Source organism: Chitinophaga sp. 22308 (assembly GCF_052045305.1).
GTDB lineage: Bacteria > Bacteroidota > Bacteroidia > Chitinophagales > Chitinophagaceae > Chitinophaga > Chitinophaga varians_A.
Map to the genome: position 1 here is coordinate 116,741 of NZ_JBQEOP010000008.1, position 17,286 is coordinate 134,026.

The 17,286-nt window shown below is 49.3% G+C and carries 16 protein-coding genes; 8 read left to right on the forward strand and 8 right to left on the reverse strand.

Features of this window, described 5'->3' with window-relative positions; translation table 11 throughout:
- Positions 1-199: 199 nt before the first annotated feature.
- Positions 200-1,633 (reverse strand): PLP-dependent aminotransferase family protein, encoded by a 1,434-nt coding sequence (locus tag ACTJJS_RS29020; RefSeq protein ID WP_440667078.1) that lies wholly within the window; start codon positions 1,631-1,633, stop codon positions 200-202.
- 78 nt (positions 1,634-1,711) lie between these two features.
- Between ACTJJS_RS29020 and ACTJJS_RS29025 the strand changes: the two genes are divergently transcribed.
- The 5 genes from ACTJJS_RS29025 (at position 1,712) to ACTJJS_RS29045 (ending at position 5,932) form a co-directional block, all read left to right on the forward strand.
- Positions 1,712-2,221, forward strand: a complete 510-nt coding sequence (locus ACTJJS_RS29025; RefSeq protein ID WP_440667080.1) for a GNAT family N-acetyltransferase — start codon at positions 1,712-1,714, stop codon at positions 2,219-2,221.
- Between the two features lie 17 nt (positions 2,222-2,238).
- Positions 2,239-3,588 (forward strand): alpha/beta fold hydrolase, encoded by a 1,350-nt coding sequence (locus ACTJJS_RS29030; RefSeq protein WP_440667081.1) that lies wholly within the window; start codon positions 2,239-2,241, stop codon positions 3,586-3,588.
- A 155-nt stretch (positions 3,589-3,743) separates the two neighbouring features.
- On the forward strand, positions 3,744-4,109 hold the full coding sequence (locus ACTJJS_RS29035) for a VOC family protein (protein WP_440667083.1): 366 nt from the start codon (positions 3,744-3,746) through the stop codon (positions 4,107-4,109).
- A gap of 132 nt (positions 4,110-4,241) precedes the next feature.
- Positions 4,242-4,583 carry a YciI family protein gene (locus ACTJJS_RS29040; protein WP_168873705.1) on the forward strand — a complete coding sequence of 114 codons (342 nt, stop codon included), beginning with the start codon at positions 4,242-4,244 and terminating at the stop codon, positions 4,581-4,583.
- A 113-nt stretch (positions 4,584-4,696) separates the two neighbouring features.
- Positions 4,697-5,932 carry an RNA polymerase sigma factor gene (locus ACTJJS_RS29045; protein ID WP_440667084.1) on the forward strand — a complete coding sequence of 412 codons (1,236 nt, stop codon included), beginning with the start codon at positions 4,697-4,699 and terminating at the stop codon, positions 5,930-5,932.
- On the opposite strand, the gene ACTJJS_RS29050 is transcribed toward ACTJJS_RS29045, so the two are convergent.
- A complete protein-coding gene (locus ACTJJS_RS29050; protein ID WP_440667086.1) occupies positions 5,916-6,539 on the reverse strand; it encodes a hypothetical protein in 624 nt (207 codons plus the stop codon). The two genes, ACTJJS_RS29045 and ACTJJS_RS29050, sit on opposite strands and share 17 nt — an antisense overlap.
- Positions 6,540-6,873: 334 nt before the next feature.
- Here ACTJJS_RS29050 and ACTJJS_RS29055 point away from each other — a divergent pair, with 334 nt between their 5' ends.
- Positions 6,874-7,539, forward strand: a complete 666-nt coding sequence (locus ACTJJS_RS29055) for a hypothetical protein (RefSeq protein ID WP_440667088.1) — start codon at positions 6,874-6,876, stop codon at positions 7,537-7,539.
- A gap of 34 nt (positions 7,540-7,573) precedes the next feature.
- Here ACTJJS_RS29055 and ACTJJS_RS29060 read toward each other — a convergent pair whose 3' ends face one another.
- Together ACTJJS_RS29060 and nagA are read right to left on the reverse strand one after the other, a co-directional pair.
- Positions 7,574-10,087: a glycoside hydrolase family 9 protein gene (locus tag ACTJJS_RS29060; protein ID WP_440667090.1), complete on the reverse strand. Its 2,514-nt coding sequence runs from the start codon at positions 10,085-10,087 to the stop codon at positions 7,574-7,576.
- Positions 10,088-10,114: 27 nt separating this feature from the next.
- Entirely contained in the window at positions 10,115-11,218 is a 1,104-nt protein-coding gene (gene nagA, locus ACTJJS_RS29065) for an N-acetylglucosamine-6-phosphate deacetylase (protein ID WP_440667092.1), read from the reverse strand.
- Positions 11,219-11,619: 401 nt separating this feature from the next.
- Between nagA and ACTJJS_RS29070 the strand changes: the two genes are divergently transcribed.
- A complete protein-coding gene (locus ACTJJS_RS29070; RefSeq protein WP_440667094.1) occupies positions 11,620-13,425 on the forward strand; it encodes an AMP-dependent synthetase/ligase in 1,806 nt (601 codons plus the stop codon).
- A 26-nt stretch (positions 13,426-13,451) separates the two neighbouring features.
- On the opposite strand, the gene ACTJJS_RS29075 is transcribed toward ACTJJS_RS29070, so the two are convergent.
- Complete coding sequence (locus ACTJJS_RS29075; protein ID WP_168873697.1) at positions 13,452-13,736, reverse strand: hypothetical protein; 285 nt, start codon at positions 13,734-13,736, stop codon at positions 13,452-13,454.
- 201 nt (positions 13,737-13,937) lie between these two features.
- Between ACTJJS_RS29075 and ACTJJS_RS29080 the strand changes: the two genes are divergently transcribed.
- Positions 13,938-14,750, forward strand: coding sequence for a helix-turn-helix domain-containing protein (locus ACTJJS_RS29080; RefSeq protein WP_440667096.1), 813 nt, complete (start codon positions 13,938-13,940; stop codon positions 14,748-14,750).
- 2 nt (positions 14,751-14,752) lie between these two features.
- Here ACTJJS_RS29080 and ACTJJS_RS29085 read toward each other — a convergent pair whose 3' ends face one another.
- The 3 genes from ACTJJS_RS29085 to ACTJJS_RS29095 all read right to left on the reverse strand — a co-directional run bounded on the left by ACTJJS_RS29085 (position 14,753) and on the right by ACTJJS_RS29095 (position 17,215).
- Entirely contained in the window at positions 14,753-15,415 is a 663-nt protein-coding gene (locus ACTJJS_RS29085; protein ID WP_440667098.1) for a CatA-like O-acetyltransferase, read from the reverse strand.
- Between the two features lie 71 nt (positions 15,416-15,486).
- Positions 15,487-15,684 carry a hypothetical protein gene (locus ACTJJS_RS29090; RefSeq protein ID WP_440667100.1) on the reverse strand — a complete coding sequence of 66 codons (198 nt, stop codon included), beginning with the start codon at positions 15,682-15,684 and terminating at the stop codon, positions 15,487-15,489.
- Between the two features lies 1 nt (position 15,685).
- Positions 15,686-17,215: a hypothetical protein gene (locus ACTJJS_RS29095; RefSeq protein WP_440667102.1), complete on the reverse strand. Its 1,530-nt coding sequence runs from the start codon at positions 17,213-17,215 to the stop codon at positions 15,686-15,688.
- Positions 17,216-17,286 lie beyond the last annotated feature (71 nt).

Genomic DNA, 17,286 nt, shown 5'->3' on the forward strand with positions numbered 1-17,286 from the left:
GTTTTGTTTTAGAGCTGTTTTGAGGGGAAGCCGGATATGGAAGCATGAATCCATTTTTCCCAGGGCTGAAGCCCTGGGCTATGATGTTGTTCAAATTCGTTTGGGGACCTGGTTCAATATTGAAGCCCAGTGTCTACATTACCACAACGAACACATGAAAATGCTAATGGCCCCCGAAAACAAAACGTAGCCCAGGGCTTCAGCCCTGGGACCACGTGTTTTTGATGAGGTTGCCCAGTTTACGGATGGCTTGTTCCACTTGTCTGTTCCAGTGTTTATTGCAACTGATGCGGATATAGTTGCGATAGCCGCCCGTACTGGAAAAGAGCGGTCCGGGTGCGATATTGATATGATGTTCCAATGCGAGCTTCTGTAGTTTCAGGGCATCCACTTGTTTGGGTAGTTCCACCCAAAGCACCATGCCGCCATCGGGCTGGCTGATCCTTATGCCGGAAGGGAAGTATTGTTCAATATACTGGGTGGTGAGCAGCACTTGTTTATGCAGCATGGGCCTCAGTTTACGGAGATGCCGCTGATAGGTGCCGCTGGTCAGGAGGTCTGCCAGGGAGAGTTGCAGCACGGAGGCGGTGGCCACATTGGTGGTCGCTTTCAGCTGTGCTACTTTTTCTATGAAGCGTCCTGGTGCGCACCAGCCGATACGGAAGCCTGACGCCACTGTTTTAGAGAAGGAAGCACATAACATCACCCAGCCGTGTTTGTCGTAGGTTTTGATGGTGGTGGGCCTGGAGGGGCCAAAATACAGTTCTCCGTACACATCGTCTTCAATCACGGGCAGCTGGCGTTTCCAGGCCAGTTCAGCAATCCATTTTTTCTTTTCGTCAGATAATACGACCCCGTTGGGGTTATTGAAATTGGATATGAATAGGCAGGCTGCGATATCATAGGTGTCCACGATTTTTTCCAGTTGCCGGATATCGATGCCTTCCTCTGCGTCACAGGGCAGCTCTATTACCTTTAGCTTCAGTTGTTCGAGGCATTGCAGGATGCCGTAGTAACAGGGTGATTCCACTATCACCGCATCGCCGGGACTGGTTACTGCGCGCAGGCTGAGGCTAAGTGCTTCGAGGGTGCCGTTGGTCACCAGTATGTCGTTGGCAGAGAGGCTGCCGTTCCAGTAAAAAGAGAGGCGTGCAATCTGTTCCCGCAGCAGGAGGTTGCCCATGGTAGACTCGTATTGCAGGTGCGCGCCCGTGAGATCGCGGGAAGCCTTCTGCAGGCTGCGTCGCACTGCATTAAACGGCACCATGTGCGTTTCCAGCGATGCATTAAAAAAGGAGATAAAACCGGGGGGATGTGGCCCGGCATCGACAGGCATTTTGCTGATGATGCGGCTTACGCTCACTTCACGGATGGCCGGTGCCGCCGAGGTGGCCACCGGCTGCGCTGTGTGTCCCATGGATTTGCGCAGCGGCACATACCCCGATTTTTCCCTTGATGCCAGCAGGCCTTTGTCTATCAGCAACGAATAGGCTTTCAGGGAAGTGCCCACACTAACGTTAAAATGTTCGCTGACCGCACGCAGCGAGGGCAGTTTCTCGCCCAGCGGATAGGTGTCATTGTTGATCATGGCCTCTATCCGGTTGGCTATCTCGATGTAGTGGAAATCTTTCATCTGTTACAGTAAAATATATAGAATCTGTATCTGTTACAGTACCTGCAAAGTAAATAATTTTGGAGAAACAATTGCGGCATGGAAATAATCAACAGTACGCTTACAGACATAGACGATATCTTTTACCTTTATGACGAAGGCACCAATTACCAGCGGCAACAGGGAATAGGCCGTTACTGGAAAGGATTTGAGCGGTCAGTGGTAACACAGGAGATCAACGAAAAGCGGCAATGGAAACTGGTAGCCGACAACAAGACGGTCTGTGTGTTTGTTACCACCTTCAATGATCCGTTGATATGGGGCGACAAGGACCATGAACCTTCTTTGTACCTTCACCGTATCGCCACCCACCCGGAATACCGGGGCCGGGGATTTGTAAAGCAGATCGTAGCGTGGGCGAAGCAGTACGGACGGGAGCATGGCCGGCAGTACCTGCGACTGGACACCGGCGCCGGCAATGAGAAACTGAACAACTATTATGAGAGCTGTGGCTTCACTTACCTGGGCGTAGTGGACATTCCCAATCCGGAAGGCCTGCCTGCCCATTATAAAGACGGGGGTTTTGCTACATTTGAACTGGCCCTTTAATCACTATCTGCCGATATATGAAAACACATTTTCTATCGCTGTTCACCGCCGTGCTGATCACCAGCACCGCCACCGCTCAAACCGAAAGTTACTCCAACTGCCGCAACGGCGCCTATGCGCTGAGCGATGGCAGCCAGCTGGTGATAAGTCCGTCACAGGACAACGATCTTCGGTACCGCCGGCTGGACGGCACTACCGGCCGCCTCTTTTTGCAGGCCGACAGCAGCTATCTTTCCGGTCCCGGCTGGGCCAATGCAAAGGACCCAAACGTCTTCGCGCATTTTGGAGGCTGTGCCAACGGTTCGCTTGTTTTTAAACAGGACGGGAAAACGTATACCGGAAAGCGTATACCCTTCCCCGTTATCCCCATGCATATTCCGGTGAAAGGGGCTTCTGTCTATGGGGAACTTTACCTTCCTGTCAACCATAAGCCCAGGGCGGTAGTGATACTGCATGACGGTTCCGGTGGTTCATCGGCAGTATACAATAACTATAAACAATACATCCTGCCACTGGGCGACATTGCCGTATTTGTATATGATAAAAGAGGCACCGGCAGATCTACCGGTCAGCTGAGCGCCAATTTTGAACTGCTGGCCGACGACATGGTGGCTGTAGTAAAGGCGGTAAAAGCACAGGCCGCGGTGAAAGGCCTACCTACCGGCCTGATGGGCGAAAGCCAGGGCGGATGGGTGGTACCACTTACTGCTACCCTTACGCCGGTGGATTTTGTTGTCGCCAGTTACAGTCTGCTCATCGCACCAAAAGAAGAGAACCGCCAGGAGGTGCTACACGATTTGAAAAACGGACATTACAGCGACGAAGACATTGCCAAAGCGATGCAGGTGGTAGCCGCCACCGACCAGGTTTTCCGTACCGGGTTTAGTGGCGGGTTCGCCGAGCTGGACGCCCTCAAGGCAAAGTATAAACAAGAACCCTGGTTTGCCTCGTTACAGGGAGACTACACCGGTCCCATCCTCAACCTGAGCCGGGCACAGCTGGACAGCCTGAAACAAACCTTCCCGACAGATATCCAGCTGGATTATGATCCACTGCCACCTTTCCGTCGTGTCAATGTGCCTATGTTATGGGTGATCGCCGGAAAAGATACTGAAGCGCCCAACGCCGGTACCATTGCCGCATTAAAAGCCGCCACCGCCACCCGCAAAAATATCGATGTCGTGATTTTCCCCAATGCGGACCACGGCATCATCGATGTCCAAGACAGTCCCAATGGCCCCGTGCTGCTAAGGCAATCAGCCGGTTACTTTGACCTGCTGCGTGACTGGATATTGACCCGGCAGATTAAAAAGCGTTATGGCGACGGTTTGTCAATTACAAATTACGAATTACGAATTACGAATTGAGGCTCCTCATATGGAAAGGTTATTAAGTATGCTCGTAATTCGTAATTCGTAATTCGTAATTCGTAATTTTTTGTCGGAATACCCCTTGGCGATTGTCGCTGGCCTCCCCTGCCATTTACCTTCGCAGGGCTACCTTTGCAGCAATTTGCCTTTTCATGAAAGCTATTGAGAATATTTCTGTACCCGTTACCGATCAACAGCTGTCCAAAGACTTTTACCTGTTACTGGGCTTCGAGCTGCTGGCGGAAGTACTGATGCCCAACGGCGACATGTGGATACAGCTGGGCTTCAGCAACCAGGTCACCACCATTTCGCTGGTGCGGCAATGGCCTTACAGCCACATGCAGGCCGGCACTTTACAGGGCCTGGTACTGGAAACAGAGAATATTGTCGGTGAAAGGGAACGGCTGCATCAGGAAGGGATCATTGTTTCAGACATCAGGGAATCCGCTTTCGGGAAAGTTTTTTTTCTGCAGGACCCTGACCGCAATGGGCTAAGTATTCATCAATTCAGCTTTTAAAAGTCTGCTTGATCATCTTCCTAAGATATTGATTTAAAATATCTTACAAGAATTTAAAAAAAACTGGCGGGAAGATGTCTTATTCACGGAAGCATGGTTGTTATTAGGATATAAACATCTAAATTTAAGGCCATGAAAAATTTCTTATTTCTCTACAGAGCAGACACTACACAAGCAGCCCAACGTTCACCTGAAGAAATGCAGGCTAACACCAAAAAATGGATGGACTGGATCGGCGGCATTGCGGCACAGAACAAACTGGCAGACCGTGGCAACCGTCTCGAACAGACCGGCAAAGTAATCAGACCTAATAACGTGGTGACTGACGGACCTTTCACCGAAATCAAAGAAACACTGGGCGGCTATACCGTTATACAGGCTAATTCCATCGAAGAAGCAGCTGAACTGGCCAAAGGATGTCCCATACTGGCAGTTGGCGGCAACGTGGAAATCAGGGAAATCAGCGTGTTGTAATTACGAATTACAAATTACGAATTACGAATTACGAATTGAGAGTTTACTTATGGAGAGGTTGCTTATTAACCTTGTTATAAGTAAGCCTTCAATTCGTAATTTGCATTTTAATTATGGAAGAAAAAGAACTGCTCCCCCATTTGTTCAGGACCGAATACAGCAAGATCACGGCGGTATTGTGCAAGCTGCTGGGATTTGAACATCTGGACATAGCTGAAGATATTGCCAGCGAAACCTTTCTGTCCGCCTCCGAACTGTGGGGCCTGAAAGGGCTGCCGGAAAACCCGGCAGCCTGGTTGTACACCGTGGCCAAGAACAAAGCGAAAAACCACCTGAAACATCGCGCCGTGTTCCAGCAAAAAGTATCCGTACAGTTAAGCCAGGCTGTTACCAGCGAAGTGCCGGAAATAGACCTTTCTGTCCAGAACATCAAGGATAGCCAGTTGCAGATGATGTTTGCCGTCTGTCATCCCGCCATTTCCCTGGAATCGCAGATAGGGCTGGCCCTGCGGGTATTGTGCGGCTTTGGCATTGAAGAAATCGCTGACGCCTTTCTCACCGGCAAAGATACTATCAACAAACGGTTGCTGCGGGCCAAAGAAAAACTGCGTGAAGAGAATATAGCCATCGCGTTCCCGGAAGCCTCGCAGATCCCCGGCCGCCTGGAAGCGGTGCTGCGCACGCTATACCTGCTGTTCAACGAAGGTTATTTCTCCGCCAGCCATGACCATTCATTGCGCAAAGACCTGTGCCTCGAAGCCATGCGGCTCACCTTTTTACTGACAGAAAACGAAGCCACCAACACCCCGGCCGTCAACGCCCTCATTGCCCTGATGAGCTTTCAGGCATCGCGGTTCGAAGCCCGTACTGACGACAGCGGGGAAACTATTTTATATGATGACCAGGACACCAGTCTGTGGGACGAAGACCTGATCCGACAGGGACAGTTTTTTCTGAACAAAGCCTCTGAAGGCAATACCGCTTCCAAGTACCATTTTGAAGCAGGCATTGCGTACTGGCATACCATTAAGACCAACACGCCGGAGAAGTGGGAAAATATCCTGCAATTGTATAACCACCTGCTGACAGTAGAGTACTCTCCCATTGCCGCGCTTAACAGGACCTACGCCCTTTCCAGGGCCAACAGCAAGGAAGCGGCCTTACAGGAAGCGAAGAAACTGTCACTTAACGACCATTATCAGTATCATCTGTTACTAGGGGAATTGTATACCGGCATCGACAATAGTTTAGCGCACAGCGCATTGGAAAAGGCCCTGGCGCTGAGTCATTCATCTGCCGATAAAAAAATCATTTCCCAAAAAATACAACAGCTCACGGAAAATAGCTGATGTTGTTTACTACCAGGTTGTATAGTTGTTCGATCAGCGTTGCACGGTGACGGCGGAAAGCGTTTCTATCCCCATCCCGGATGGCAGCGGCCACTTCCGGGCATGCCAGCGTATCCCGGATGGTATTGCTCACCAGTTCCCGGTAAAAATACAGCGCGTAGTCAAAATCTTCGTAGGCTTCATACGAGAGCCATTCATGGATGGTCATAAAAGTCTGCTGGTACACATTCGGCAGCTTCATGGTGTCCAGTGGCAACCAGAAGTTCCGTTGCAATGGTGTGGCTATTTCAATGATGGTCGCCACCTTGTCGATAGCTGCCTCATGATTACGCTTGATTTTTCGTAGCGCCCTCTCTGTTATCGAATACAACACTTCCTCTAAAGCAGCCAATGTCCTTGGTATATCATACTGGTGCCGCTCCAGCAGGGGCAACACAATTTCCGCCGGAGCATTTGTTTTGCTCAGCGCCACCGCCTGTATTTCCTGTATAAACAATTGTTTGGCAGTTATGATATCACCGCCGGTCTTTTCCAGTAAAATCCCCGCGTGGCGCAGGCCGACAGGCACCTGCTCCCTTAACTGTTTTATTTGCGCAATGTGGTCCATGGTGCTACAAAGTAAGTAGATTTTTTCCGTAATTCAACCTGTATTTATTTTCGTATATTGGTTGAAGTTATTACATATTGTTCCCGACAAAAAAAACTTAAAAATTTCTTGGAGGTGGCTTCGCAGATTGAACGCACCAAACAATTAAAATCCTTCAAAATCATTACCAGCAATACATACAGCGCCTCATACATTGACAAAAACACTAGCCGATTGAAACTATTTCCATCTGCTTAAACCGCCTTATCTCATCATTAGACACCGGGTTTCATCCATAAACCCAACACCTCATCACTGTCTCTTTATATTTGTTTCTTTTGCAGAAAAAACAAATATGACAGACCTCCTGCATATAGATGACATCGATGCCGAGACCTGCCAGGCTTCATTCCGGCGTATCGCGGAAATACTGATGAACAATCATTTGTTACGGGTAGGAGAAAACTTTTACCGGATCGTGGATTGTGAGTTTTACTACTGCAGCGATACCCATAATGATCCCTATGCTCATGCACATGAGCATCCCCGCAGCAGTAACGGAGAGTGGTATTTCCATGGTTCGGGGATGGACGTCACGCTGGCGACAGAACGATCGTTTGGTGGAATCCTTATCCGCGGCATCGCCCCTGTGGCCGATACCCGGCATCTACCTTCCCGTGCCGGCGCCATAGCGGGACCATTGAAAGTCTGCACGGAAATCTTCAAGCAGTTTGGCAGCATCATGCGGGAGGAGCCTTTACATTTCGGGCTGGTACACATCGCTACCATGCCATCGTACAACGACATCGGCAATGTGCGTCTGTTTGCCGTGCCTCGTGCGGGGCTTAACCTGGCCAAAGATGCGGAAGAGATTTTCTACGGAAGGCCTTACCGTTTCCTCAGTTTCCTTTACCTGCCGCATAAGGACAGCGAGAAGGTGCGCAAGTATCTGCTTCATTATCCGGAAGATCCGCTTTCGCCGATAGAGTACGATGCCTACAGCAGTGGCAGGAGCTGGTGATACAAAAAGCCCCGGACTTTCGCCCGGGGCCTTATTAATGCAGTAGTTGGCCGAGTGAAACAAACCGGTAACCTTTCTTTTTCAGGTCTGTGATCAGTTCATCCAGGCGATTGTAAAATTTATCGGTGCGGGCCGGATCAGTGCCGATGTGCAGCAAGAGCATAAAGCCGTTTAGTCCGCCCGGTCGGGTGTCGGCATATTGCAGAATGGACTGATAGATTTCCGCCGAAGAGCGGTACCCTTTCATGGCCGGTGTAGTATAATCTGCGTTGGAGCGTGTACCTGGTGTGAAGTTGACCAGTTGCAGCCCTGCCGCGCGTGTCCATTGTGCGATGGTATCGTTGTACCATTCATAGGGCGGCAAAAAATAAGGTGCCGCGTTTTTAGTGATGCCCAGTGCCTGCATTTTCCGGTAATTGGCGGCGAGGTCTTTTTCAAAAGCAGTATGGGTAATCAAAAGGCTGTCGCGTTTCTGCCAGTCACAATACAGCGGATGCTGGTCGGAATGCGGCCCGAGGTAATGGCCGTCTGCTTTGAGTTGTTTAACCAATGGCCGGAAAGCCGGATTAGCATAGAACTTCCCTGTCAGGAAAAAAGCGGCAGGTACTTTTTGTTGTTTTAAAACGCGGCGTATGACCTGGGCCCCATCCGCAAATTCATCGCCGGTGAAGACGAGCGTCAGTGTTTTCCGGGTGGTATCGCCACGGATAATGGCGCCGGCCGCATACGTATATGCCGCATTGTTACCCGATACGGCATTGCTGTGGTTACGGCCTTCCTGGTCCATGGCTGCCAACAGGTATATCAGTGAGGCGGTGCCATCCATCGTAGGTTCGTTGGTGCTGTAGTCTCCAAAATCATCGTGGTACACTGCAAGGTCACTCTGAAACTCCGTATAGGCGTCTGGCTTGGACAGCTGGATACCGATCAGGTTTTTATAGATGTTTGTGTATACCGGACCGTCAACCAGCGCGCCATCCACCGGGTAATGTCCGAGATGGGAGAAAGCGGAATGAGGATCTTCGGGTGTGTCGCCATGGGCAGGCAGACCGTACACCATGCTGGTGCCCCATGGATTGCAGCCGAAGAGCCAGTCGAAGTTGGCCTGCTCCAATGCAGCATATTCATTGCTTCCGGTCAGTTGCCGGTACCAGTAGCACTGGACCGCGAAAGCCGTAGTGAGGTTATTGCTGCACCAGATAAAAGGAATATAACGATAGAAAGCATTGTTCTTAGCCTGTTGCCATACTTTGTCGATACCTGTTTGATAATAACCGGTGATGGTTTCCCGGGAGGGACCTTTTAGTTGCCGGGCCAGTTCATAATGTCCGAGGTTAATGAAGGGATACCATTGATAGTGATGGGCAGTATCTTTTCCGAGCCAGGGCGTTACTTTTTCCTGGGCGGCATAGTCCAGCGCCTGTTGGCGGTAGTCATCTTTTCCGTTTAGCCGGTACAGTGATGCCGCTGCCAGTTCCATATCATCCACCCAGTTGTCTTCCGCGTAGATGTAGGGCGACTTCACAGAGGCGGTCTGGCATACGCCCGGTTGTTTGCGGCCCATATCATAGGCCGTGAGCGCTTTCTGACGGAGTGTGCCGGCATAGGCCACGTCTTTATCTTTCAGCAGGTCGTAGCCCAGTGCGAAAGCGCTGGAGAACTTACCGGCAGTAGAGGCAACGCCGGTAGTCTGGTTCATGAACTTGCCTCTGACCTGTGGCTGGCCGGAGCAGAAATATACCGGTCGTTCGAATCCTCTTCCGTAGAAAGGGTCTTCCTTGGGGAGGCGCATGCCGTTATGGTCACGGTCATCAGCGATCTGGTTGAACATCCAGTTGTCGCGGGGATGCATTTTCAGGAGCCAGTCGAGGCCCCAGCGTGCCTCATCGAGGATGTCCGGCACATGGTTGCCGCCTTCCAGTCCGTTGGCCGCATAGCGGTCGCCGAATACCTGTGGAAAATCGCGATATGCCGCCAGCAGGTGGTAGGTAGCGTTGGCCGATGTGGTGGAGTACTGGAGGTAGTCGCTGGCATCATGCCAGCCGCCGGCCACGTCCAGGTGGGTGCTGTCCGGCATGGGGCCGTACAGCGTATAGCCGTCATGGGTATGACAGGAATCTTTCAGGAAAGGATTAAAGAGCGACCGTTGCTGTCGCATATACCGCAGGGTAAAGTCGGCAGCGCCGGCATATACGTTGTCGGCTATACGAAAGTATGGTGATTTCACCTCCCCTGCTTTCAGGTAAAAGGTGCCTGTTTTTTTCCAGCTGCTGAAGTCCAGTCGCGCTGTTTCATTAAAAGGGCCGTAGCGGCCGAATGGTTTGCCGGTGCTGCCGGAGAAAACGGTTTTATTGCTTGCGGAGTCCACCAGCTGGAAAGTGGCCGGCATACCGGCGTCTTTGCCGGCCCATACCGCTACCTTAACGCCCCGGGGCAGATACCCGAGCTGGTTAATCCGTATCCAGGATGCTGCGGCCCCCATGGCAGTGGACACGCAGAGGCTGGCCAGCCACAAAGTGGCTATTATTGTCAGACAGTTTTTTTTCATCTCCCTGTATTAACATTTTCCCACGGCTCACTGTTGTGCGCCGGCGATATATACATTTTTCACGGTATACTGATGATCAAATATGACTAGGTCTGCGCGGCAGCCAGGTTCAATACGGCCACGATCTTTGATCCCCATCAGCGTGGCAGGATATACGGTAGCCATGCGCAGCGCTTCATCCAGGGGGATACCGGCATACTGCACACAACGTTGCACGGCGCGCATGAGCGTCAGACGGGAACCGGACAGTGTACCGTCGGGCCGCGTGAAGCGGTCTTCCTGCGCCACATGCAGACTGGCGCCTGTATTGTTGGCTTCCACTGCGTCCGTAATCAGGAAGAGGCGGTCGCCCAGCACCTTTTTGCTGATGATCAGGGCGTTGTCGTCTACATGGATATTGTCTGCGATGATGCTCGCATATACGCTGTTGTCGCGGAATGTAGCGCCCGGCAGGCCGGTATCGCGGTGCTGCAGGGGCGACATGGCATTGAACAGGTGTGTGACGGCGCGTATGCCGTTCCGGAACCCTTCCATGGCTTCGTTGAAAGTAGCGTTGCTATGGCCGGCAGAAAGGATGACGCCCTGCGCGTCGAGCCAGCGCAGGATAGCGGGGTCGCACATTTCAGGCGCCACGGTGATCATCTTCACGATACCGCCGGCGGCAGTGAGCAGGCTTTCCAGCTCAGCACGTTCCGGGCGTTTGATCAGTTCCAGGGTATGGGCGCCTTTTTTTACCGGGTTGATATAAGGTCCTTCCAGATGCATGCCCAGTACCGCAGGATGGGGGTTGTTGCGCACAATGCGGATACATTCGTGGAACACTTCCATGGTATCGGTGGCCAGGGTGAGCAGAAAGCCGGTCGTGCCGCTTTTCACCAATGCCTGTGCCATGGCGTTGAGCGCCTCCGGAGAAGGATGGGCCGAGAAAAGGTATCCGCCGCCACCATAGATCTGGAGGTCCAGCAGGCCCGGCGCGATGATATGTCCTTTGCAATCCACTATTGTAGCCTGCGAAGGGACATCCGCCGGGTTCACCAGCGCCTGTATTTTTCCTTGTTCCGTCAGCAGTGTTTTACCAGTGATCACCTGAGCGCCGGTGTAGATGGTCCCGTTTATAAAAGCAGTAAGCATATTCTTATTTTGACGCCGGTGTCATGCGGTTGCCGGCCATTTAAATTCAGTAAAGGGGAAAAAATAGGAAAAGATCAGCATAAAAGCAATGTGTACAGGTGATAAGTTTCATGACGGCCGTGTTGGTCAAGTGTGAAAATTGATTATATTGTAGGAAACAGCACCGGTGGTCCATATGCCAGGATTGCCGTTACTGCTGGTGTTGACGATGATGGTGATGTCTTCTTTTTCGCAGGAAACGATGCCGCTTTCCCAAAAGGCAAGTCTCTCCCGGAACCGTAATATTGAAAAGATGAAACATGGAGATCATCGATTTCCTGGTTATAATTTCATCTTTATAACATATATTTTTTAGTATATTTAATAAGAACTGGTACCTATTACATCACTAAATCTACCTTATGAGTACGCTCCCGAGGCACAGGCTATTCGACGCAGTAAAGTTTCAGCTGGAGAAATTCCCCAAACAGGACATGCTGGCCGCCAAGATCAATGGCAGCTGGAAGACATTCAGTACCGCCAGTGTCAGTGAAACAGTGAACCGCTTTAGTGCCGGCTTATTACAGTTGGGCGTAGGCGGCAACGATTTTACGCCGGAAGGCGCCGACAAGATCGCTATTATCAGTAACAACCGGCCGGAATGGGTGTTTACAGACCTGGCCGTACAACAGACCGGCGCAGTGCTGGTGCCCTTATACCCTACCACTAATCCGGCAGAAATACAATTTATCCTGAACGATGCCGCCGTGAAGTACATCTTCGTCAGCAGCAAAGAGATGCTGGATAAAATTCAGGGTATCCGGGGCGGCGTGCCTTCCCTGAAAGAGATCTTCACCTTTGATGAAATTCCGGGCGCTACGCACTGGAGCACGATTACAGCCCAGGCCACGCCTGCGCTGCTGTCGCAGGTGGAGACGATCAAAGCAGGCATTGATGCCGAACACCTGGCAACTATTATTTACACGTCCGGTACCACCGGCACTCCCAAGGGAGTAATGCTTACCCATGCCAATATATCCTCCAACGTGATGTATTCCAAGGTCAGCTTTCCTTTTGATGATGCCCCGCAGCAGAAGGTGCTTAGTTTTCTGCCTCTCAACCATATTTTTGAGAAGACAGTCACCTATATCTATCTTTTCAGTGGTATCAGCATCTACTATGCGGAAAGCCTGGACACGCTCAGTGAGAACCTGAAAGAAGTAAAACCAGACGGGTTTACTACAGTGCCCCGGCTGCTGGAAAAAGTCTTTGAGAAAATTATGGCTACCGGTAACAGTCTCACCGGCATAAAGCGGCGGCTGTTTTTCTGGGCAGTGTCCCTTGCCGGCAAATATGACAACAATATCAGCGGTGGCGCGTGGTACAATTTCCAGCTGTCTATTGCCAACAAGTTAGTCTTCAGCAAATGGCGTGAGGCGCTGGGCGGCAATATCAGCTATATCGTTACCGGCGGCGCGGCCTGCCAGGAGAAACTGCTGCGTATCTTCAACGCCGCCAAAATACCGGTGTATGAAGGTTATGGCCCCACCGAAAACAGCCCCGTTATCTGCGTTAACCGCAGGAAACCCGGTGGCACCAAATTCGGTACGGTAGGCCCTCCTATTGAAGGCATCGAAGTGCGCCTGGACGAAGACGGTGAAATATGCGTAAAAGGCACTACCGTCATGAAAGGCTACTACAAACGCCCCGATCTTACGGCCGAAACAGTGATCGATGGCTGGTTGCATACCGGTGATATCGGCATATGGGTAGATAAAAAATTCATCAAAATCACCGACCGCAAAAAGGAACTCTTCAAAACCAGCGGTGGTAAATATGTGGCGCCACAACCTATCGAAAACAAGTTCAAGGAAAGCCCTTTCATTGAACAGATCATGGTGGTGGGCGAAGGGCATAAGTTCACCGGCGCGCTGATCGTACCTGCGTTCCCGTACCTGAAGTACTGGATGAACAAACAGAACATCCCCTTCACCACCAACGCCGAAGCCATTGCCCGTCCGGAAGTGCAGCAGGCCTATCAGAAAGTGATAGACGACTATAACCAGCACTTCAACCATGTGGAACAGCTCAAACGCTTCGAGCTGCTGCCCGAAGAGTGGAGCATCGCCGGCGGTGAAATGACGCCCAAGCTAAGCCTGAAAAGAAAAGTAGTGCTGGAAAAATACAAAGGCGCGATAGAAAGGATCTATCAGCACGAGCATGAATAATATTCCATGGCCCTGGCGGTTTACTGTCAGGGCCAGTTTATTGTCCGTACAATTTTTTCGTCCATTTGCCAGGCCCGTATTTCATCGTTCCTGTCGGCCACAGCCTGCTCCTCTCCGTCCGTTCCCACTGACCATACTGCTTTATACTCTTCCGGTTGACGATTGTATACCCTGAAAGCTGCTTCCAATTCCTGTTGTTGTGCTACCAGATCTTTCAAATGCTGGTAGGTGATTGTAAAAACGCTACTATATAAATACGGTAGTTTCTCACCCATTGGGCTAAGTGCCAGGTAAAAAAACTGGATTGTCATAAATCTGAACAAATTAAAAGTGAATAGCTCTGGCAGGTTTCCCTTTACAGTGTAATGTTGTGAATATAAGGAAAATTATGGCGGAGATGAGGCGGTAGTACCATATCAAGACAAAACTATTTCATCATTTTAGCAATAGTTCATCACAGATGTGAAAATGCCATGATTAACATCTCCCCTTATTTCTGCTATCTTTGAGGCATGGACCAGGGTATACATAAAGACTATCAACAATCGCGGCTGCCTGTTCCGGCGGAGTATGAAACGGTGTTTTCCCATTTTTATCATGCTGCCAATAATACCAGTGCAGCGGTGAGGAAAACGCTGTTACCCACCTATCAGACGATCATGGTTTTTGTGTTTGGCGGAAAGGGCATCCTGCATTCTGCGCAGCAAACGCAGATGGAAGTGGAGCAGTGTATTGTATTGGGACCGGTGAAACAGGCATTTGACTATACCCTGCCGGCAGGCACCAGCATACTGGTGGCTAATTTCAAAGACGATGCCTTCTATCGCTTTTTTGGCCGCGCCACCATGGCGGGGCATCCGGACGAACTGGTAGACGACAATTGTTTTACCGCGTTATGGGAATCATTACAACATATACCTGCTCCCGCGGCGCAGGTAGAGCATATCCTGCATTTCTGCAGACCATATCTGCAGGACCAGCACCTGCTCTCTGAACAGCTGGCCAACTTTGAAGATGAGAACCTGAACCCTGTCAAAGCGATTGCTGACGCAACGGGCCAGAGCGAGCGTAATGTTCAGCTGCACCAGAAAAAACAATTCGGCTATACAGTAAAAGAACGCCAGCGGTATCAGCGCTTTTTAAAAGCTGTACAGATGCTACAGCAACAGGTGGCGACTGGTGCTTCCACCGACTGGTTTGAGCTTATTGATGCCTGCGGCTACTATGACCAGAGCCAGCTGATACATGACTTCCAGCATTATGTTCGTCTGAGCCCCAGGCAGTATCTGAAATTCCAGGAAGACATCTGTCTGGCGGCGCATTAGCGCTATTCAGCCAACCAGGCCCCTGCCTTGTTGCTCATTTCCTGCATATCATTGATCAGCTGGCAGGTATGATAACCGTCGGCCACAGCATGATGCACAAAAATGGTCAATGGCAGCATCACTTTTTCATGTTCCGTATAATATTTGCCAAACCGGATAATCGGGAACAACAACGAAGACTCTGTATATGTATCCTGATTAAAACCGGCAAAACTAAGCCATGGCAACGCAGATACCGGGCAGAAGTTCTGTGGCCGGCCGGAACGGGCCTTTAATCCCTTCACTTTTTTATAAGTCTCCATATCATGGATGATTGTCTTATAAAAATCCGCGAAGCCTTCGTGATATTCACTCCATAAATCAGAAAATGTCTTATCGTCTTCATGAAAAATAGTGTAGGAAGGAACGACATAGTTCCAATGGCCTAATATCCCTTTGTCATCAAAGCCATAGCGGAAGGCTTCATGCCGGTTCACCATTTTCATGATGACATACAACATCACAGGGTAAAACTTTAATTCTCTTTCTCTAAGTTCCTTTATCAACGCGGTAATATCGAGGTTATAATTGATATTGTATTTGGTTTTCACACCATAGTAGAAGTAATCAAAGTATGGTTTTCTCTGCCAGGTTTCCAGGTCAACGGGAGAAAAAACAGGTTCCATTTTGTTTGTTTTTAAAATATAAAAGGCCGGCAATGGTTTGCCAGCCTCGGGTGTTGTAAGGAATACATACTTTATGATGTGATGAAAAATTTAGAAGCAGCAATCCAGGAATTTTGACGCTTCATCCTGGACTCGCGACGAAACTCCTCCATACGTCTGTTTATTTCTTTTATATTTTGCCAATACTCCGGACTGTCCACGACATGAGCTTCCCCTTCTTTTTCCAATTTGGCAAAAATTTCTTTAGCTCCATCTATTTTTATTGCCATATCAAAAGCCTTTTAGGTTATTGGTAAAAATATTAAACTCATTCAAAGATAGAGAATTATTAACTAATTTATTATCCTCAACTTTTCTATAGCAAAACCTATTTTCGTAGCAGCACACGATCAATGCATTGTCATAAATCGTATTGGTCTCTGTCGCATCCACAACAATAAGCCCATTTGCTTTATGTTGTTTTATTAGTTCCTTTGAAGAGACTTCCGCCACCCAAATAAACTTTGGCATTTGCATAGATAGAATAGCGTTTCTGACATGGTCGGAAAAGCTATCTTCTATAGCAAGATAATCCTTGTAGGATCTACTGCTGGTGAGATAAATGCGAATAAATAGTTTGGCTCCTGATGGAATCCGAAATAACTGACTTAATAATAACTCCTTAATATACCTTCTAGCTTCAAATCCGTCCAAATAAACTTTGGGATAAAGGGGGACTAACACCTGCATAATTTCACATTTTCTCCAGGCGTCGTCTTCATAATATGCCATTGGCGATTCAAGAGGAGCAATTTGATAAGCCGGGTAATTATCATCTATAAAAACAAAACGACGTTTTATGTCAGCATTGTCCTCAATAATGATATTCTTTCGTTTCATCATTTCAGCCAGCTCTGCACTACCTTCCTCTACAGATGAAAGACTATCGATATCGGCATTCGTTGTTTCCGAACGTCCCACTATCACTGCTGCATGCCTCACGCTTCCTCCGAGATGAACATTTGACACTACTACAATCAATGGAATACCACTTTCGACGTATACCGATAACAAATTTGTAAACGATGTCAATGAATACTCTGATCTGTCATAGGCTATCGTTCCAAAACCGAACTCCCTCAACGCAAAGCTCATTTGCTCAATTGTAAGTCCTTCTGATGGAATTTGCCTTGAACTGGATCGGCTTTTCAACATATCGATAATATCAGAAGGTACTACAGGCTTATATTCAGCATATCGTGAGGCAAAATACTCCATCATGGCCCATAATGACGTTTCAGAACAAGTGAGTGTTTCCCTATCCTGCGAAGCGTGCGGAAAGCCCCTTGCTTCAAATCTGACCGCATTCACGGTTGTTGGAAACCTCCCCATAAGACTAAAAAAACCATGCTGTTGCAATGCATGTGGAGATAGCACGCTCCTACCAATAACATGAGGCATGGTAGGCCTTATCACCATAAATCCCCGGTACCGCTCCCTCAGGCTGGCAATGCCTTTGGCATTCCTGAATTGGTCCGGCAGAACGATACCATCAAATACAGACACCCGGATACAATTCTTTTGATACACTCTTCGCTTGGAAGAAAAGTATGCATAGTAGCTATCCCGATAAACCTTATCCACATAAGGATACTCGATCACAAACTGCACCCCTGCCTTTAATCGGCAGAAATACCCTTCCAGCATGCCTTCGTAGGCTTCCCGGGCAATCTGAAGAGAAACCGCAAACTCATCCTGCATGATTTGGACTAACTCATCTTTTAACTCATGTGGCAAACAAACAATTGTGGTAATACTCATAAAGAAATGATTTTGGCAAAAATTGGCGTTAACATTTACCAAAGCTAGCTATAGTATTACCGGGCATTCTC